16 protein-coding genes and 1 other RNA gene are annotated in these 17,622 nt (G+C 68.0%); 8 read left to right on the forward strand and 9 right to left on the reverse strand.

Annotated features, from left to right (window positions below; translation table 11 throughout):
• Positions 1-4: 4 nt before the first annotated feature.
• Positions 5-1,384 (reverse strand): L-serine ammonia-lyase, encoded by a 1,380-nt coding sequence (locus ACEYYA_RS04040; protein WP_374797838.1) that lies wholly within the window; start codon positions 1,382-1,384, stop codon positions 5-7.
• Between the two features lie 150 nt (positions 1,385-1,534).
• On the opposite strand from ACEYYA_RS04040, the gene rpiA reads away from it, so the two are divergent.
• The 7 genes from rpiA to purU all read left to right on the forward strand — a co-directional run bounded on the left by rpiA (position 1,535) and on the right by purU (position 9,252).
• Complete coding sequence (gene rpiA, locus ACEYYA_RS04045) at positions 1,535-2,251, forward strand: ribose-5-phosphate isomerase RpiA (RefSeq protein ID WP_374797840.1); 717 nt, start codon at positions 1,535-1,537, stop codon at positions 2,249-2,251.
• On the forward strand, positions 2,248-3,618 hold the full coding sequence (gene gorA / locus ACEYYA_RS04050; RefSeq protein WP_374797842.1) for a glutathione-disulfide reductase: 1,371 nt from the start codon (positions 2,248-2,250) through the stop codon (positions 3,616-3,618). Before rpiA ends, gorA begins: the two co-directional genes overlap by 4 nt.
• A 95-nt stretch (positions 3,619-3,713) precedes the next feature.
• Positions 3,714-4,925 carry an FtsH protease activity modulator HflK gene (hflK, locus tag ACEYYA_RS04055; RefSeq protein WP_374797844.1) on the forward strand — a complete coding sequence of 404 codons (1,212 nt, stop codon included), beginning with the start codon at positions 3,714-3,716 and terminating at the stop codon, positions 4,923-4,925.
• A 56-nt stretch (positions 4,926-4,981) separates the two neighbouring features.
• Positions 4,982-5,974 (forward strand): protease modulator HflC, encoded by a 993-nt coding sequence (gene hflC / locus ACEYYA_RS04060; RefSeq protein ID WP_374798116.1) that lies wholly within the window; start codon positions 4,982-4,984, stop codon positions 5,972-5,974.
• A 422-nt stretch (positions 5,975-6,396) separates the two neighbouring features.
• Entirely contained in the window at positions 6,397-7,806 is a 1,410-nt protein-coding gene (locus ACEYYA_RS04065) for a Do family serine endopeptidase (RefSeq protein WP_374798118.1), read from the forward strand.
• A gap of 149 nt (positions 7,807-7,955) precedes the next feature.
• Positions 7,956-8,279, forward strand: coding sequence for a 2Fe-2S iron-sulfur cluster-binding protein (locus ACEYYA_RS04070; protein ID WP_374797846.1), 324 nt, complete (start codon positions 7,956-7,958; stop codon positions 8,277-8,279).
• Between the two features lie 88 nt (positions 8,280-8,367).
• Positions 8,368-9,252: a formyltetrahydrofolate deformylase gene (gene purU / locus ACEYYA_RS04075; RefSeq protein ID WP_374797848.1), complete on the forward strand. Its 885-nt coding sequence runs from the start codon at positions 8,368-8,370 to the stop codon at positions 9,250-9,252.
• A gap of 91 nt (positions 9,253-9,343) precedes the next feature.
• On the opposite strand, the gene recR is transcribed toward purU, so the two are convergent.
• The 7 genes from recR to ACEYYA_RS04110 all read right to left on the reverse strand — a co-directional run bounded on the left by recR (position 9,344) and on the right by ACEYYA_RS04110 (position 15,954).
• A complete protein-coding gene (gene recR / locus ACEYYA_RS04080) occupies positions 9,344-9,946 on the reverse strand; it encodes a recombination mediator RecR (RefSeq protein ID WP_374797850.1) in 603 nt (200 codons plus the stop codon).
• Positions 9,947-9,952: 6 nt separating this feature from the next.
• Positions 9,953-10,297, reverse strand: a complete 345-nt coding sequence (locus ACEYYA_RS04085; RefSeq protein ID WP_374797852.1) for a YbaB/EbfC family nucleoid-associated protein — start codon at positions 10,295-10,297, stop codon at positions 9,953-9,955.
• Between the two features lie 18 nt (positions 10,298-10,315).
• Positions 10,316-12,106 (reverse strand): DNA polymerase III subunit gamma/tau, encoded by a 1,791-nt coding sequence (locus ACEYYA_RS04090; protein WP_374797854.1) that lies wholly within the window; start codon positions 12,104-12,106, stop codon positions 10,316-10,318.
• Positions 12,107-12,133: 27 nt separating this feature from the next.
• Positions 12,134-13,621 (reverse strand): aldehyde dehydrogenase family protein, encoded by a 1,488-nt coding sequence (locus ACEYYA_RS04095; RefSeq protein ID WP_374797856.1) that lies wholly within the window; start codon positions 13,619-13,621, stop codon positions 12,134-12,136.
• Between the two features lie 77 nt (positions 13,622-13,698).
• An RNA gene (gene ffs, locus ACEYYA_RS04100) (signal recognition particle sRNA small type) lies at positions 13,699-13,795 on the reverse strand.
• A gap of 52 nt (positions 13,796-13,847) precedes the next feature.
• On the reverse strand, positions 13,848-15,707 hold the full coding sequence (locus ACEYYA_RS04105; protein WP_374797858.1) for a bifunctional 2',3'-cyclic-nucleotide 2'-phosphodiesterase/3'-nucleotidase: 1,860 nt from the start codon (positions 15,705-15,707) through the stop codon (positions 13,848-13,850).
• A 43-nt stretch (positions 15,708-15,750) separates the two neighbouring features.
• Positions 15,751-15,954 (reverse strand): hypothetical protein, encoded by a 204-nt coding sequence (locus tag ACEYYA_RS04110; RefSeq protein ID WP_374797860.1) that lies wholly within the window; start codon positions 15,952-15,954, stop codon positions 15,751-15,753.
• Between the two features lie 39 nt (positions 15,955-15,993).
• Here ACEYYA_RS04110 and ACEYYA_RS04115 point away from each other — a divergent pair, with 39 nt between their 5' ends.
• Positions 15,994-16,470, forward strand: coding sequence for a hypothetical protein (locus ACEYYA_RS04115; RefSeq protein ID WP_374797862.1), 477 nt, complete (start codon positions 15,994-15,996; stop codon positions 16,468-16,470).
• 40 nt (positions 16,471-16,510) lie between these two features.
• On the opposite strand, the gene ACEYYA_RS04120 is transcribed toward ACEYYA_RS04115, so the two are convergent.
• Complete coding sequence (locus ACEYYA_RS04120; RefSeq protein WP_374797864.1) at positions 16,511-17,407, reverse strand: prephenate dehydratase; 897 nt, start codon at positions 17,405-17,407, stop codon at positions 16,511-16,513.
• Positions 17,408-17,622: the final 215 nt, after the last annotated feature.

Below are 17,622 nucleotides of genomic sequence, written 5' to 3' on the forward strand. Positions count from 1 at the left end.
TGCGCTAGCAATTCGGCACGTTTACGGCAAGCCCGCCCAGGCTCGTCTCCTTGTATTTTTCGTGCATGTCGCGGCCCGTTTGCCGCATGGTTTCGATGGCCGCATCCAACGGCACGAAATGCTGGCCGTCGCCGCGCAGCGCCAGGCTGGCGGCGCTGACCGCCTTGATCGCGCCCAGGCCGTTTCGTTCGATGCAAGGCACCTGCACCAGCCCCTTGACCGGATCGCAGGTCATGCCAAGGTGATGTTCCAGCGCGATTTCCGCGGCGTTTTCGATTTGCTCGGGGGTGCCGCCCAACACCGCGCACAGGCCCGCCGCAGCCATCGCAGCGGCCGATCCGACCTCGGCCTGGCAGCCGCATTCCGCGCCCGAGATGCTGGCGTTGTGCTTGATGATGCCGCCGATGGCCGCCGCCGTCAGCAGGAAATCGCCAATGCCCGCGCGGCTGGCGCCGGGCACATGATCCAGCCAATAGCGGATGACGGCCGGCACCACGCCCGCCGCGCCATTGGTGGGGGCAGTGACGACCTGGCCACCGGCGGCGTTTTCCTCATTCACCGCCATGGCATAGGTCGACATCCAGTCGTTGATCGTATGCGGCGCGTTCAGGTTCATGCCGCGTTCGGCGACCAGCGCCTCATGGATGGCGCGGGCGCGGCGGCGGATGTTCAGCCCGCCGGGCAGGATGCCATCGCGCGACAGGCCGCGATCGATCGTGTCGGTCATCACCGCCCAGATCCGCGCCAGCCCGGTGTCGATCTGCGCATCACTTCGCCAGATGCGTTCATTGGCGCGCTTCATCTGCGCGATGGTCTTGCCGCTGTCACGCGCCATCCACAGCATTTGCGCTGCGCTGTCAAAGGGATAGGGCACGGGCGTTGTGGCTGCCTTGCGGTCTGTCGCGGCCTCGGCCAGCTCGTCGCCGGTGACCACAAAACCGCCACCGATGGAATAATAGGTCTCCTGCGCGATCACGTCGCCCTGACCGTCCAAGGCCATCAGCACCATGCCATTGGCATGGCCGGGCAGCGGCGCATCATAGTGGAACACCAGATCGGCATCGGGATCAAAGGCCAGCTCGCCCAGGCCGGGCGGGGTCAGGGTCTTGCTGTCGCGGTTGGCGGCCAGGGCGGCCTCGGCCTCGGCAGCGTCATAGCTTTCGGGCAGGAAGCCTGCCAGCCCCAGGATCGTGGCGCGGTCGGTCGCGTGGCCCTTGCCGGTGAAGGCCAGCGATCCGTAAAGCCCGGCGCGCAGCCCGCGCGGATGAAAGGACGACGCCCGCAGCCGGTCCAGAAACCGCCCGCCCGCAACCATCGGCCCCATCGTATGCGACGAGGACGGGCCGACGCCGATCTTGAAGATGTCGAAGGTGGACAGGAACATGCGGCCTCCGTTGGATTTGCGGCATGATGGCGCAGTCGGGCGCGGACGGCCATGCGAAAACGACGGGGATTGTCGCGCCCGCGACCATCCGGCGGCTACCCATTCGCGGCAAGCCTGCCTATAACGTCCCAAACCAACAGGAGACCCGCCATGAGTGCCAGCCCGCTTTCGCCCGCCGACCGCGCCAAGGATGCCGCTGCCCGCGCCGCTTTGGGCGAGGTGCGCGACGGCATGAAGCTGGGTCTGGGCACCGGATCGACGGCGGCCTTTCTGGTTGCGGCCCTGGGTGAGCGGGTCAAGGCCGAGGGGCTGCGGCTGACGGCCGTGCCGACCTCGCGCCGGACGGCGGAACTGGCGGCGGCGGTCGGTATCCAGACGGTGACGCTGGATGCGGCGGGGCGGCTGGACCTGACCATCGACGGCGCGGATGAGCTGGACGACCGCCTGCAACTGATCAAGGGCGGCGGCGCGGCGCTTTTGCATGAAAAGATCGTGGCGACGGCATCCGACCGGATGATCGTGATTGCCGATGACAGCAAGCATGTCGCGCGGCTGGGGGCCTTTCCGCTGCCGGTCGAGGTGATCCCCTTTGGCTGGGAAAGCAGCGCGCGGCTGGTGCGCAAGGCGTTGGATGAGCTGGGATATGAGGGGCGCGACGTGGTGCTGCGCGGGGCCGACGCGCCGATCCGCACGGATGAGGGGAACCTGATCCTGGACCTGCATCTGGGCGCGATCAGCGATGCGCAGGCTTTGTCCGACCGGCTTCTGGCGGTGGCGGGTGTGGTGGAAACCGGCCTGTTCCTGAACATCGCCAGCCGCGCCATTCTGGGGTCCGCCGATGGCTCCACGCGCGAGGTTCTGGCATGAGCTTTGACGTCGATCTGTTCGTCATCGGCGGCGGCTCGGGCGGGGTGCGGGCGGCGCGGATCGCCGCCGGGCACGGGGCGCGCGTGGCCCTGGCCGAGGAAAGCCGGATGGGCGGCACCTGCGTCATTCGCGGCTGCGTGCCGAAAAAGCTGATGGTGTTCGCCGCCAGCGCGCGCGCCGGGGCCGAACAATCGCGCGGCTACGCTTGGGCCGATGCCAGCTCCGGGGCCTTTGACTGGCCCGCCTTCCGCGCCCGTCTGGATGCGGAACTGACCCGGCTTGAGGGCGTCTATCGTGCCGGTCAGACCGGGGCCGGGGTGCGGGTGATCGACGGCCGCGCCCGGCTGGTCGACCATCACACGGTACAGGTGAACGACGAAACGATCACCGCCAAGCACATCCTGATCGCCACCGGCGGGCGGCCGGTTCGCCCGGTGCTGCCGGGGGCGGATTTGGCGATGGTCTCGGACGATGTGTTCGGCATGGAACGGCTGCCCGACCGGCTGCTGATCGTCGGCGGCGGCTATATCGCCTGCGAGTTTGCCGGGGTCTTTGCCGGTCTGGGAAGCAAGGTAGTGCAGGCCTATCGCGGCACGCAAATCCTGCGCGGCTTTGATGCGGAGATGGCCGATGCCGCCGCCGATCAGCTGGTGGCGGAAGGCGTCGATCTGCGGGTGCGGCTGGATCTGGCGGCGATCGAGCGCACGGCAGAAGGGCTGCGGGTGATCTTCGACAACGGCAGCACGCAGGTCTTTGACGCGGTGCTGTTCGCCACCGGACGGGTGCCGAACACCGCCGATCTGGGGCTGGAAAACACCGGCGTCAAGCTGGGCGCGCGCGGGCAGATCATCGTCGATGAATGGTCGCAGACGGCGGTTCCCTCGATCTTTGCGGTGGGTGATGTGACCGACCGCGCGAACCTGACGCCCGTCGCCATCCGCGAGGGGCACGCCTTTGCCGACACGATCTTTGCCGCGACCCCGCGCAAGGTCGATCACAGCCTGATCGCCAGCGCCGTCTTTACCCGGCCGTTTGAGCTGGCCACCATCGGCATGACCGAGGCCGAGGCTGTGGCGCGCGGCAACACCCGGATCTTCGCCACCGCCTTCCGCCCGATGCGCAGCGCCTTTGCCGGCTCCGAGGCCCGCGCCCGCCTGAAGCTGGTGGTCGATGTCGCGACCGATCGGGTGCTGGGCTGCCACATCTTCGCCCCCGAGGCGGGCGAGATCATCCAGATGGCCGCCGTGGCGATCACCATGGGCGCGACCAAGGCCGATTTCGACGCCACCATGGCCGTGCACCCCACCCTGGCCGAGGAATTGGTGACGATGCGCCAGATGACGCGCGAATACCCCGGCCTTGGCTAGGCCCTTGACTTGATTTCGGGCCGCCCCCTGCCCAAGTGGCAAGATGCGGCCCGGCTGCGATCTGCACCGAGGAAGACTGACCGAAAGGAAGACGGATGACCAAAGGCCCCTGGGGCGGCGGAGGCGGCAATCGCGGCGATGACCGCGACCGGCCCAATGACCCCCGAGACCCGAACCGAGACCCCGACCGCGACCCCTCGGGCGGCCCGCGCCGCCCCGGTGAACGTCCGATCCCGCCCGAAATCGAGGAGATGATGCGGCGCGGTCAGGATCAGTTGCGCGTGCTGATGGGCGGCAAGGGGCGTCCGGGGCAGGGTGGCAATGGCGGTTCGGGCGGCAATGGCCCGCGTCTGCCGCAAGGCCCGATGCTCAGCCGCGGCGCCATCGGTCTGGCCGCGCTCGGCGCCGCCGTGCTGTGGGCCTTCGCCAGCTTTTACCAGGTCAAACTTGAGGAACGCAGCGTCGAGCTGATGTTCGGCCGCTTCGTCGGCGTGGGCGAGCCGGGCCTGAACTTCGCGCCCTGGCCGGTCGTCACGCGCGAGGTGATCCCGGTCTCGACCGAACGGTCGATCGAGATCGGCACCGGCAAGGGCGGCACGATGGACAGCGGCCTGATGCTGACCGGCGACCAGAACATCGTCGATGTCGAGTTCCAGGTGGTCTGGAACATCACCGATCCGTCGAAGTTCCTGTTCAACATCGCCGACCCGCAGGACACGATCCGCGCGGTGTCGGAATCGGCCATGCGCGATATCATCGCGCGGTCGGAACTGGCCCCGATCCTGAACCGCGACCGTGGCCTGATCGCCGGCGATCTGCGCAATGCGGTCCAGGCGACGCTGGACAGCTATGACGCGGGCATCAACATCGTGCGCGTCAACTTCAACCGCGCCGACCCGCCGCGCGAGGTCATCGACAGTTTCCGCGAGGTTCAGGCCGCACAGCAGGAACGCGACCGGCTTGAGAAAGAGGCCGACGCCTATGCCAACCGGGTGCTGGCGGGCGCGCGGGGTGAAGCCGCGCAACTGGTCGAGAACGCCGAGGGCTATCGCGCCGAAGTGGTGAACAACGCCCAGGGTGAGGCCAGCCGCTTCAACGCCGTCTATGACGAATACATCAAGGCGCCCGAAGTCACGCGCCGCCGCATGTATCTGGAAACGATGGAAAAAGTTCTGGGCGATGTGGACAAGGTCATCCTGGATGGCGTGTCAGGCGGCCAGGGCGGTCAAGGCGGCGGGGTCGTGCCTTATCTGCCGCTGGATCAACTGCGCCGTGGCGGCGCCACCACCAGCGAAGGGGGGAACTGATGGCCCGTGCCGCACAACTTTTGATCCCCGGCCTGTTCGTGCTGGGCGCCTTGGCAATGTCGGCGGTGTTCACCGTGGACGAACGCGAAAAGGCGCTGGTGCTGCAATTCGGTCAGGTGAGGCAGGTCAAGGAAGACCCCGGTCTGGGCTTCAAGATCCCCTTCATCCAGGAGGTCGTGAAATATGACGACCGCATCCTGGCGCTGCCGACCCAGCCGATCGAGGTGACGCCGCTGGACGACCGCCGTCTGGTGGTCGATGCCTTCGCACGCTGGCGGATCACCAATATCGTCGATTTCCGCGAAGCCACCGGTGTCGGCGGCGAGGAAACCGCGCGGTCGCGTCTGGATGGCATCCTGAACGATGCGATCCGGGCGGTGCTGGGTTCTGTGCCCTCGACCACGGTGCTGTCCGAGGACCGCACGCCCTTGATGAACCGCATCCGCGATCTGGCCCGCGAACGCGCCGCCAGCCTGGGGGTGGATGTCATCGACGTGCGTCTGACCCGCACCGATCTGCCCGAACAGAACCTGGCCGCGACCTATGCGCGGATGCGGGCTGAACGCGAACGCGAGGCCGCCGATGAGGTGGCGCGCGGGGGCGAGGCCGCGCAACGCGTGCGCGCCGCCGCCGATCGGACGGTGGTTGAGCTGACCTCCGAGGCGCGCAAGAAGGCCGAGATCGTGCGCGGTGAGGCCGACGCCAGCCGCAACGCGATCTATGCCCAGGCCTTTGGCCGCGACCCCGAGTTCTTCGCCTTTACCCGGTCGCTGACCTCGTATGAGCGGGCGATGAAGGCGGGGGATACCTCGATCGTGATGCAGCCCGACAGCGTGTTCTTCGACTATCTGCGCGACTATACCGGCGGGCAGGCGCTGCCCTCTCCGGTGCTGACGCCGCCGCCTGCGGTGAGCGAGTCGCCGATGGGTGAGGAGCAGCAGGACAGCGCGGTGACGCCGCCTGCGGCCGAGCTGCCGGCCTCGGCGCTGGAACCCAGCCTGCCGCGCGCCGAAAATGTCACGACGGATGTGCCGCTGACCCAGCCGTAAGCGGCCGATCAAGGCTTTGGCAACGCCCCGCCCCTGTGGTGGGGCGTTGTCGTTTGGCAGTGTCGCGCGGGGGCGCTGCCCTGCCCTCGGCCAGGGCCTCGGGCGTTCGTCGGGGACACGGTCCCCCGGACCGTTTCCTGATCCTCCTCACCCCCCGGCGTATTTGGACAAGAAAGAAGGGCGGGCGTCACATCAACGTGACGCCACGCGATTGTCTTTCATTTGAAACCCGGCGAACCTAGGTGAAGACATGAACCGCCCCGCATCGCTGTGACGCCGTGTCCGCGCCGGGGCCTGTAATGCCGGAGTTGCCCATGCGTCTGCCCTTTATCCCCGTTCTGAACCGCGTGACCGATCGTGCCCGTTTCGGTCTGACCACCGCGCTGGTCGCGGCCCTGTCGCTGGGGCTGCCCGCCGCGTCCATGACCGTGATGCCCAGCGTTGCCGAGGCGCGGGGCGCGCCTGAATCCTTTGCCGATCTGGTCCAGCAGGTCAGCCCGGCGGTGGTGAACATCACCACCTCGACCAAGGTGTCGGTTCCGGCCGGGCCGCGCGGCATCTTCCCCGAAGGCTCGCCGTTTTCGGATCTGTTCCGCGATTTCGGAATGCCCGGCATGCCGGGGCAGCCGGGCCAACCCGGTCAGCCGGGGCAGGGACCGACCCAGGAAAGCCAGGCGCTTGGCTCGGGCTTCGTCATTTCCGAGGATGGCTTCATCGTGACGAACAACCACGTCATCGAGGGCGCCGACGAGATCGAGATCGAGTTTTTTGGTGGCAATAAGCTGCCAGCCAAGCTGGTCGGCACCGACCCCACCACCGATATTGCCGTTCTGAAGGTGGAAAGCCCGACGCCGCTGGCCTTTGTGCCCTTTGGCAATTCCGATCTGATGCGGGTGGGTGACTGGGTGCTGGCGATGGGCAACCCGCTGGGCCAGGGTTTTTCGGCCAGTTCGGGCATCGTATCGGCCCGCAACCGTGAATTGTCGGGCACTTACGACGACTATCTGCAAACCGATGCGGCGATCAACCGGGGCAATTCGGGCGGTCCTCTGTTCAACATGAACGGCGAGGTCGTGGGCGTGAACACCGCGATCCTGTCGCCCAACGGCGGCTCGATCGGGATCGGCTTCTCGATGGCGTCGAACGTGGTGCAGAAGGTCGTGACCCAGTTGCGCGACTTTGGCGAGACCCGGCGCGGCTGGCTGGGTGTCAAGATTCAGGACGTGACGCCCGACATGGCCGATGCTCTGGGGATGGAGCAGCCGCGCGGCGCCATGGTCAGCGACGTGCCGCAAGGTCCGGCGGCCGAGGCCGGGATGCGGTCGGGCGATGTGATCGTGTCCTTCGCGGGCGGCGATGTGTCCAGCAGCCGCGATCTGGTGCGGCGCGTGGCCGATGCGCCGGTGGGGCAGGCAGTCGATGTGATCGTGCTGCGTGACGGCAAGACCCAGAACCTGAAGATCACCCTGGGTCGGCGCGAGCTGGCCGAAGCCGGTGAGACAGGCGCCACCCCCGCGACCCCGCCCGCCGCCGATGAAGGTCAGGTTCTGGGCATGACGCTGGCGCCGCTGACGCCTGAAAGCGCGGCCGAACTGAGCCTGCCCAGCGACGCCAGGGGGCTGGTCGTGCATGGCGCCGATGAAACCGGCGCGGCCTTTGAAAAGGGCATCCGTGCGGGCGATGTCATCACCGAGGCGGGCCAGCAGCCGGTGACCAGCATGGCCGATCTTCAGGCCCGCATCACCGAGGCGAAAGAGGCCGGGCGCAAGTCGCTGCTGGTGCTGGTGCGCCGCGCGGGTGAGCCGCGCTTTGTCGCGCTGCCGGTCGAGTAAGGGTCAAGGGCGGGGGGCGCTGCCCTCCGCGCCCCCCCGCGCCCCAGGCGTATTTGGGCAAGAAAGAACAGGGCGCGACCTTTGTCGTGCCCTTTTCAACGCGGGGCCGATGCCCTACATCGCCCCAAGGTCGTTTCAAGGAGCAACGCATGGCCCGCATCACCTATGTCGAACATAACGGCACCCGTCACGAGGTCGAGGTCAAGCCCGGCATGACCGTGATGGAGGGCGCGCGCGACAACGGCGTGCCGGGGATCGACGCCGATTGCGGCGGCGCCTGCGCCTGCTCCACCTGCCATGTCTATGTCGATCCGGCCTGGCTTGACCGCGTGCCGCCGAAGGATTCCATGGAAGAGGACATGCTGGATTTCGCCTGGCAGCCCGATCCGGCGCGGTCGCGTCTGACCTGCCAGATCAAGGTCAACGACAGCCTGGACGGGCTGGTCGTGCATATTCCCGAAAAGCAGATCTGAGGTCGCCTTCGCGCGCCCGCCCGTCGCCTTCGGGCAATGATCGCGGCCCGGCTTGGGCAATCTGACAGCAGCAAAACCGGGGGACCGAATGACCGCCTTTGTTCTGACCGTTGCCTGCAACTCGCGTCGCGGGATTGTCGCGGCGATTGCCAATGTGCTGGCCGACAACGGCTGCAACATCACCGATGCGCATCAATATGACGATGTGCAGACCGGCCGGTTCTTCATGCGCGTGTCGTTCGTGTCGGAAACGGGGGCGGGGCTGGCGGCGTTGCGTGCGGCCTTTGAACCGGTGGCGCAGGGCTTTGGCATGGATTGGCACATGGCCGACGCCTCCGAGCGGATGAAGGTTCTGCTGATGGTGTCGAACTTCGGCCATTGCCTGAATGACTTGCTGTATCGCTGGCGCATCGGGGCGCTGCCGATCGACATCGTGGGCGTCGTGTCGAACCATCTGACCTATCAGAAGGTGGTGGTGAACCACGACATCCCCTTTCACCACATCAAGGTGACAGCCGCCAACAAGCCCGAGGCCGAGGCGCGGCTGATGGCTGTGATCGAGGACTCCGGCGCCGATCTGGTTGTGCTGGCGCGCTATATGCAGATCCTCTCCGATCAGATGTGCGCGAAGTATTCGGGGCGGATCATCAACATCCACCATTCCTTCCTGCCCAGCTTCAAGGGCGCGAACCCCTACAAGCAGGCCTATGAACGCGGGGTGAAGCTGATCGGGGCGACGGCGCATTATGTGACCGCCGATCTGGATGAAGGCCCGATCATCGAACAGGATACGGTCCGCATCACCCATGCCCAGTCGCCCGACGATTACGTCAGCCTGGGCCGCGACGTCGAGGCGCAGGTGCTGGCGCGCGCCATCCACGCCCATATCCACCGTCGCACCTTCCTGAACGGCAATCGCACCGTGGTCTTCCCCGCCAGCCCCGGCGGCTATGCCAGCGAACGCATGGGCTGACGCCGGGCGGCACCGACCGCCCTTTCTTCTTGGACGTAGTATTCTGGGCTGAGGGGCCAATGGCCTCGAGGGGCAAAGCCCCTCAGATGCCCTAAGTCACCGCCTTGCGCGCCCGCAGCGCGGCCTGGATCGTGCCGTCATCCAGATAGTCCAGCTCGCCGCCGATCGGCACGCCCTGGGCCAGCATGGTGATGCGGATGCCGCTGCCCGACAGCGCATCGGCGATGTAATGCGCGGTGGTCTGGCCCTCGACAGTGGCGTTCAGCGCCAGGATTACCTCGGTCACGGCCTCGTCGCGCAGCCGGGCGATCAGGCGCGGGATGCCCAGATCCTCGGGACCGATGGCGTCCAGCGCCGACAGCAGCCCGCCCAGAACGTGATAGCGGCCGCGAAAGGCTTGGCCGCGCTCCATCGCCCACAGATCGCCCACATCCTCGACCACGCAGATCTCGCCGGTGGCGCGGCGCGGGTCGGCGCAGATGGCGCAGGTCGCATCCAGCGTCAGGTTGCCACAGGTGGGGCAGTCGTGGATGCGCCCGGCGACATCGCTGATCGCCGCACCCAAGGGTGCCATCAGCGCGCCGCGCCGGGCGATCAGATGCAGGACCGCGCGCCGGGCCGATCGCGGGCCAAGGCCGGGCAGCCGGGCCATCAGCCCGATCAGCGCCTCTATATCGTCGGCCTCGCGCGTCATGCCCGGTCAGATCGGCAGTTTCATGTCGGCGGGCAGGCCCAATTCGGTCTGGATGCGGCCCATTTCGCGCGCGGTATGTTCGGCGGCGCGGCGCTGCACATCCTTGATCGCGGCCAGGATCAGGTCTTCGACAACCTCCTTGTCCTCGGCCTGAAAGATCGAGGGGTCGATCTTCAGGCTGACCAGCTCGCCCTTGGCGGTGGCCTCGGCGCGGATCAGGCCCGCGCCGGCCTCGCCCTGGACGATGGTCGCGTCAAGATCCTCTTGCAGCTTGGTCATCTTGGCCTGCATGTCCTTGGCGGCCTTCATCATCTTGGCCATGTCGCCCATGGCGCCCAGTCCCTTGAACATCGGGTCTCCTTTGCGGTGTCAGTCGTCGGTATCGTCTTCAAACGGATCCCAGGCCTCGGGCGCGGTTTCGGCGCTGTCGGGGGCGGGGGTCTGCACAGGCTCATCGGGTTCGGGCAGGTGGATCTGGTGGATGCGCGCCTGCGGGAAGGCCTCGAAAATCGCGCGGATGCGGTCGTCCTGCATGGCCTCCTCGCGCGCAGCCTCGCGCTCGGCAGCGGCTTCCTCGGCCAGGGTCGGTGCGCCGCCCTGCGCCACCACCGACACCCCCCAGGGCGCGCGCGTCAGCCGTTGCAGCGTGTCGCGCAGGCTACCGGCCAGGCTGTCGGGCGCGCCAGGGGCCGGCTCGAACTCGATCCGGCCGGGGCTGTAGCGCACCAGCCGGACATAGGTTTCGACGTCCAGCAACAGCCGCAATTCCTTCATCCGGCCCAGCAGCGCCACGACATCGGCAAAGCGCGCGTAATGGGTCAGCGCCAGCGCATCCCCGGCGGGCTGGGTGGCCAGGGCGGTCGCGCCGCCGCCTTGTGGGGCGCGGATCGCGCGCGGGGCGGCTGTGGGCGCGGCTTGCGGCTGGGCCATGGCGCGCGCGCCGCCACCACCGCCAGCGGGGGCAGCACGGGGGGCGGGGCCACCCTCGGACTGGATCTGTTGCAGGCGGCGGATCAGCGGCTCGGGGTCGGGCAGATCGGCGACATGGGTCAGCCGGATCAGCGCCATTTCAGCCGCCATCATCGCATTGGGGGCCAGGCTGACCTCCTCGATGGCTTTCAGCAGCATCTGCCACATCCGCGTCAGCACCCGGATCGGCACAGCCGCGGCCAGCGCCACACCCCGCGCGCGCTCATCGGGCGACAGGGTGATGTCGTCGCCCGCCTCGGGGCTGACCTTCAGCACGCTGACCCAATGGGTGATCTCGGCCAAATCGCGCAGCACCGCCATCGGATCGGCGCCATCGGCATATTGTGCGCCCAGTTCCGACAGGGCCTCGGCCGCCTGCCCGCGCAGGATCATGTCGAACAGGTCAAGACCCCGGCCCCGGTCGGCCAGCCCCAACATGGCGCGCACCTGGGTGGCGGTGGTTTCGCCCGCGCCATGGGCAATCGCCTGATCCAGAAGGCTGGTCGCGTCGCGTGCCGAACCTTCGGCGGCCCGTGCGATCAGCGCCAGCGCGTCATCGCTGATCGCCGCGCCCTCGGCCCCGGCGATGCGCCGCATCAGGGCGATCATCACCTCAGGCTCGATCCGCTTCAGATCGAACCGCTGGCAGCGCGACAGAACGGTGACCGGCACCTTGCGGATCTCGGTCGTGGCGAAGATGAACTTCACATGCGCGGGCGGTTCCTCAAGCGTTTTCAGCAGCGCATTGAAGGCGCTGGTCGACAGCATGTGAACTTCGTCGATAATATAGACCTTGTAGCGCGCGCTGGCGGCCCGATAGTGAACGGAATCAATGATTTCGCGGATGTCGCCCACGCCGGTTCGGCTGGCGGCGTCCATCTCCAGCACGTCGACATGGCGGCCCTCGGCAATGGCGCGACAGGAATCGCACACGCCGCAGGGTTCCGTCGTCGGCCCGCCCGTGCCGTCCGCGCCGGTGCAGTTCAGCCCCTTGGCGATGATGCGCGCGGTGGTCGTCTTGCCGGTGCCGCGAATGCCGGTCAGGATGAAGGCATGGGCGATACGGTCGGCGGCAAAGGCGTTTTTCAGCGTCCGCACCATCGCGTCCTGGCCGACCAGATCGGCAAAGGTCTCGGGCCGGTATTTGCGCGCCAGAACCTGATAGTTGCTGTCGGTGGTGTCGCTGGTCATGCCGGCCCTTTCGTGACTGCCGCCAATCTAGGCGCTTGGCGCGCTGGCGGCAACCGGACCGTGCCAGGCCGCGACGGTCTTGAGCGTGGAAAAGCCATACAGCGCCTCGAACCCCTTTTCGCGTCCATGGCCGGACTTGCCGACACCGCCAAAGGGCAGTTCCACCCCGCCGCCCGCGCCATAGTTGTTCAGAAACACCTGACCCGCGCGCAGGCCGCGCGACAGCCGCAGGGCGCGGCCCAGATCGGCGGTCCAGACCCCGGCCACCAGCCCGTAATCGGTGCCATTGGCAATCGCCATTGCCTCGACCTCGTCGTCAAAGGGCAGGATGACGATCAGCGGGCCAAAGATTTCGGCCTGCGCCAGCCGGTGATCGGGACTGGCCCCGGTGTAAAGGCGCGGCGTGACGTAAAAGCCACCCGCCGGGGCATCGTCCAGCACCCGGCCTTCGCCCGCCAACGTCAGGCTCTGCGCCGATTGTGCGAAATCCTGCACGATCGCCTGTTGGCGGGCCGAGATCAGCGGCCCCAGATCGGCATCGGCCAGCGCCGGGCCGACCCGCAGCGCATCAAAGCGCGCGCCCAGCCGGGTGGCGACCTCATCGAACCGGGGGCGCTGCACCAGGATGCGCGCGCCGCAGGAACAGGTCTGCCCGGCATTCTGGACGGCGGCGTTCAGCAGGAACGGCAGCGCGCGGTCCAGATCGGCATCGGCAAAGACCAGTTGCGGCGACTTGCCGCCCAGTTCCAGCGTGACCGGCACCGCCTGCGCGGCCGCAGCCGCCTGCACCCGCGCGCCGGTGGCGACCGATCCGGTAAAGGACAGGTGCTGAATGCCGGGATGACTGGCCAGCGCCGCCCCGGCCTCGGCCCCCAGGCCAGGCACGATATTGACCGCGCCGGGGGGAAAGCCCGCCTCGATGGCCAGCGCGCCCAAGGCAAGCGCGGTCAGGCAGGCCTCCTCGGCCGGTTTGATGACGCAGGCGTTTCCCATCGCCAGGGCGGCCGCGACCGACCTGCCCAGAATCTGCATCGGATAGTTCCAGGGCACGATATGGCCGGTGACGCCATGCGGCTCGCGCAGGGTCCAGACCGTATAGCCATCCAGATAGGGGATGGTCTCGCCCATGATCTTGTCGGCGGCCCCGGCGTAGAACTCGAAATAGCGGGCAAGGGCGCGGGCGTCGGCGCGGGCCTGCGACAGCGGCTTGCCGACGTCGCGCGCCTCGATCCGGGCCAGGGCTTCGGTGCGGGTTTCGACCAGGGCGGACATGCGTTGCATCAGCCGCCCGCGTTCGGTGGCGCTGAGCCGCCCCCAGTCGCCCGCCCGCGCGGCCTGCGCGGCGGCGACGGCGGCGTCGATATCCGGGCCGGTGCCGCGCGCGATGGCGCACAGCCCCGCGCCGGTCGAGGGGTCGATCAGCGCCAGCGTCTCGCCGCCCAGCGGTGCCTGCCACCGCCCGCCGATCAGCACCCGATCGGTTGGAAACCAGATGTCCTTGGCCAGATCCTGCATGATGTCATCCCCCGTTCACGCCCCAATCTGTCGCGCGCAAGGCGCGGCGTCCAGATGGCGATGCGGTGCGGGGGAAGGGTGAGAGGCTGGACAGCGACCCAAGCGGGTCTCGTTACGGCTGCTACCTTCCGGTCCTGACCGGGTTGGCGAGGCGCTTGCCCGCGCCAACCTCTCGTGGCCCGATATAGGGCAGGGTGCGGGGCAGGGCAAGCCCCTGCCGAACCTTCTAACGCGCGGCGTCCAGCATCAGGCGGAAGCGGGTAAAGCCGCCGGGCGCGGGTCCGGTCGGTTCCAGCCCGTGACGGCGGGCGTGATCCAGATGATCCAGCGCGGCGGGTCCGGTGTCAAAGACGACGCTGGCGCCCGGCACCGGCAGGATGCGCCAGTCGGGTGCGGCAGGCGACAGGCTGTCCTGGGCCTGGACGTAATGGCGCAGCACGTCATGCGCGGGGGCGGGGCGGTCGATCACATGGCGGTCGCGGGCAAAGCCGCGGGTGGCGGCGCGGAAATCCGATGTGGCGATCACAAAGCGATCTTCGGGGCTGACCGGCCGGCCATCATGGGCCAGATCGCGCAGGCGCCGCGCGCTGCCATTGACCAGCCGCCCGGATGCGTCATAGCGCGCGGGCTGGGTCAGATCGAAGGCATAGCTGACGCCGCCGATCACGTCGAACTCATAGGCGGGGAAGTCGGGGTCCAGCAGCCGCTGATCCGGCTGGCCCGGCGCGATCCGGCAAAAGGCCGATGCCGAGCGTTCCAGCCATTCCTCCAGCTCGGCCCCGCTGACCGCCACCGCCTGCACCCGGTTGGGGTAGGCGTACAGATCGGCCAGCGACCGCAGCGTCAGCGGCCCGGCGGCGACATCGGTATAATAGCGCGGCCCGCCCCGCCCACCGGCCTTGAAGGGCGACACGGCGGCCAGCACCGGCAGCCCATCAAAGGTGGTTTCCGCCAGCAGCGCCCGGATATGCCAGCGGTGCGCCTCGGCCAAAAGGCCCAGCGCGGGTTCGGGCGCGACCATGGCGAAATAGGTGGTCAGCGGCCGGTTCGTGCGCCCGACCGGGGCGCGCAGCCGCGCCAGCGTCGCGTCATGGGCGGGGGTGACGGCGGCCACCACCTCGGGGTCGGCGGGGCAATCGATCGGGATCGCCAGCGACCGCGCGCGGTGGCTGTCGACCCGCCAGTGCCCGCCCGGATCACAGGCAAGGTCAAGGTCGATCATCCCCAGATGCGACCCGTCATGGCCGGGCTGCACGGTCGGCACGCCGTGAACCGTGCCCGCCACCGGGTCGATCCGCGCCCCCGCGCGATAAAGGGCCGAGGGGAACACCAGATGACTGTGCCCGGCGATCATGGCATCGATCCCGGCAACGGCAGGCAGCGCGCCCGCGGCATGTTCCATCCGTGGCGCGGGCGCGATCGGGCCGATGCCGCTGTGACAAAGGGCGATCACCAGATCCGCCCCCGCCGCGCGCAGCGCCTGCGCCGTTTCGGCGGCGGTGTCGCAGATGTCGGTGATCGTCGCCACCCCGTCCAGATGAGCGCGATCCCAATCCATCGTCTGCGGCGGCAGCAGCCCCATCACCCCGATCCGCAGGCTGGCCCGGCCGCCGTCCGTCATCGCCAGATCGCGGCGCAGGATCAGGTGGCGATGCAGCACGGCCTGCGGCAGCGCCAGCGACAGGTTGGAACAGACATGCGCGAACCGCGCCTGGCCCAGCACCGTCAGCAGGTAATCCAGCCCATAGTTGAAATCGTGATTGCCCAGCGTCGCCGCGTCATAGCCCAGCAGGTTCATCGCGCCGATCGCCGGATGCAGGCTGCCGGTCTGCCCCGCGCCGACCAGATAATCGCCCAGCGGATTGCCTTGCAGGAAATCGCCGTTATCCATCAGCAGCGTCAGCCCCGGCCCGATGCGCAGCCGCCGGATCATCGTCGCCAGCCGCGCCAGCCCGTGATCGGCCAGCGGCAGGTCGGCGCAATAATCGTAAGACATCAACTGCATGTGCAGATCGGTGGTGGCCAGCAGCCGCAGCCGGCCGTGCCGCGTCCCGTCGGGGACAGGCGGCACCGGGGGGGCCATCATCTGCGGCCCCGCATCGGGTGGGCCGCGCACACGCCAGACAGGATCACGATTGCCCCCTGCATCCCTTGGTTGAAAAAATCATATCGCCGTGAACAGGGCAAAATCCATCTAAATCTTGCGGCATCGTCGGAAGTGCCGTTTTCGACCGGGCAGGGCGGGTTAATGCGTTGAAAAAACGCTGTTTCCCAGTGGCTTTGCGGCAACGCCCCGGTAATTTTTGCTTGAGCTTGGGGCGAATAATCGCCATAGCCCCTTGGGGTCAGACGGCACGACCAGGGGGCGAGTCATGAAGTTTTCTTCGCGCGAGGATATCGAGGTTCCGGCCGGTTTCCTGTTCGCGCAACTGACCGACTTTCCGGCGTTCGAGCGCACGGCGGTGCGCCGGGGCGCCGACCTGCGCCGCACCGCCGCGCCGGGGGCGGCGATGGATGTCGGGCAGGGCTGGGATGTCAGCTTCCGCTGGCGCGGCAAGGGGCGCAAGCTGCGCCTGACCCTGGCCGAGATCACCGCGCCCGAAGTGCTGTCGCTGACCGGCGTCAGCGAATCCTTTGATCTGACGGTGCGCGCCACGGTGATCCCGCTGTCGCCGCGCCGGTCGCGCCTGATGGGCGAGCTTGAGATCCGCCCGCGCGGCTTCAAGGCGCGCGTGCTGCTGCAATCGGCCCGGCTGGGCAAGGTCGCGCTGGACCGCCGCTATGCCGAGGGGCTGCGCAGTTTCGCGCATGAGGTCGAACGCCGCTACGCCCGCAGCCCCGCGGCCTAGGCCGCAGGCCGACAGTCGCACGGCCTGGGCGCGCGTCCGATCAGCCCATCTGCGCCAGCCGCAGCGGGTCGGCGGGATAGACGCCCAGCACCTTCATCTCACTGGTGAAATAGCGCAGTTCCTCCAGCGCGCGGGCGACGGCGGGGTCGTCGGGATGGCCCTCGATATCGGCATAGAACTGGGTCGCGGTGAAGATGCCGTCGACCATATAGCTTTCCAGCTTGGTCATGTTCACGCCATTCGTCGCAAACCCGCCCATCGCCTTGTAAAGCGCCGCAGGAATGTTGCGCACCCGGAACACAAAGCTGGTCATCATCCGCTCGGCCCGGCGCGAGGTGTCGGGCTGGCGCGACATCACCAGAAAGCGGGTGGTGTTGTTCTGGCGGTCCTCGATCTGGTTGGCCAGCACGTCCAGACCATAGATTTCCCCGGCGATGTCGCTGGCCAGCGCCGCCAGATGCGGCTCGCCACGCTCGGCCACCTCGCGCGCGGAACCAGCGGTATCGGCCCCGATGATCGACCGGATGCCGTGCTGGCGCAGGAAGTTGCGGCACTGACCCAGAAGCACGGTATGGCTCATCGCGTCGGTGACCTGATCCAGCCGGGTGCCGGGCACCGCCAGCAGCGCGATATGGACGCGCACGAAGGCCTCGTCGATGATGTGCAGTCCGCTTTCGGGCAGCAGGTGGTGGATGTCGGCCACCCGCCCATAGGTCGAGTTTTCCACCGGCAGCATCGCCAGTTCGGCCTCGCCACGGCGCACCGCCTCGATCACGTCCTCGAAGGTGCGGCAGGGCAGGATTTCGTGATCGGGGCGGGCCAGGCGGCAGGCCTGATGGCCATAGGCGCCGGGTTCGCCCTGAAAGGCGATGCGGCCCGCGCCGGCTGTGGCCGGGGCTTGGGGCAGATCGTCCAGCGACAGGTGTTCGGTGGCCATGGTGTCCTTCCTTCTGGCGGGGCGTTCGGGGCGGGCCAGGGCCTTGTCGCCCTGCGTCCCGATGTCGCCCGCCTGCGCCGCCGCTTGCGGCGGGTTTTGCGGTTCATTCCGCTAACTATACCTTGATCCTCTGCGGGGGAAGCGGATAGATAGCCGTCAAACCCCGACCGCCAGCCACGGATCGGCCCGGTCGCCGTGCCGCTTCCCCGCCCGAG

The organism is Paracoccus zhouxuedongae, from assembly GCF_041927815.1.
Lineage (GTDB): Bacteria > Pseudomonadota > Alphaproteobacteria > Rhodobacterales > Rhodobacteraceae > Paracoccus.

Excerpts from the sequence above, each read along its gene's own strand:
- ACEYYA_RS04040 (WP_374797838.1), bottom strand. The coding sequence starts at position 1,384 with ATGTTCCTGTCCACCTTCGACATCTTCAAGATCGGCGTCGGCCCGTCC.
- rpiA (WP_374797840.1), top strand. The coding sequence starts at position 1,535 with ATGAGTGCCAGCCCGCTTTCGCCCGCCGACCGCGCCAAGGATGCCGCT.
- gorA (WP_374797842.1), top strand. The coding sequence starts at position 2,248 with ATGAGCTTTGACGTCGATCTGTTCGTCATCGGCGGCGGCTCGGGCGGG.
- hflK (WP_374797844.1), top strand. The coding sequence starts at position 3,714 with ATGACCAAAGGCCCCTGGGGCGGCGGAGGCGGCAATCGCGGCGATGAC.
- hflC (WP_374798116.1), top strand. The coding sequence starts at position 4,982 with ATGTCGGCGGTGTTCACCGTGGACGAACGCGAAAAGGCGCTGGTGCTG.
- ACEYYA_RS04065 (WP_374798118.1), top strand. The coding sequence starts at position 6,397 with ATGACCGTGATGCCCAGCGTTGCCGAGGCGCGGGGCGCGCCTGAATCC.
- ACEYYA_RS04070 (WP_374797846.1), top strand. The coding sequence starts at position 7,956 with ATGGCCCGCATCACCTATGTCGAACATAACGGCACCCGTCACGAGGTC.
- purU (WP_374797848.1), top strand. The coding sequence starts at position 8,368 with ATGACCGCCTTTGTTCTGACCGTTGCCTGCAACTCGCGTCGCGGGATT.
- recR (WP_374797850.1), bottom strand. The coding sequence starts at position 9,946 with ATGACGCGCGAGGCCGACGATATAGAGGCGCTGATCGGGCTGATGGCC.
- ACEYYA_RS04085 (WP_374797852.1), bottom strand. The coding sequence starts at position 10,297 with ATGTTCAAGGGACTGGGCGCCATGGGCGACATGGCCAAGATGATGAAG.
- ACEYYA_RS04090 (WP_374797854.1), bottom strand. The coding sequence starts at position 12,106 with ATGACCAGCGACACCACCGACAGCAACTATCAGGTTCTGGCGCGCAAA.
- ACEYYA_RS04095 (WP_374797856.1), bottom strand. The coding sequence starts at position 13,621 with ATGCAGGATCTGGCCAAGGACATCTGGTTTCCAACCGATCGGGTGCTG.
- ACEYYA_RS04105 (WP_374797858.1), bottom strand. The coding sequence starts at position 15,707 with ATGATGGCCCCCCCGGTGCCGCCTGTCCCCGACGGGACGCGGCACGGC.
- ACEYYA_RS04110 (WP_374797860.1), bottom strand. The coding sequence starts at position 15,954 with ATGGCGATTATTCGCCCCAAGCTCAAGCAAAAATTACCGGGGCGTTGC.
- ACEYYA_RS04115 (WP_374797862.1), top strand. The coding sequence starts at position 15,994 with ATGAAGTTTTCTTCGCGCGAGGATATCGAGGTTCCGGCCGGTTTCCTG.
- ACEYYA_RS04120 (WP_374797864.1), bottom strand. The coding sequence starts at position 17,407 with ATGGCCACCGAACACCTGTCGCTGGACGATCTGCCCCAAGCCCCGGCC.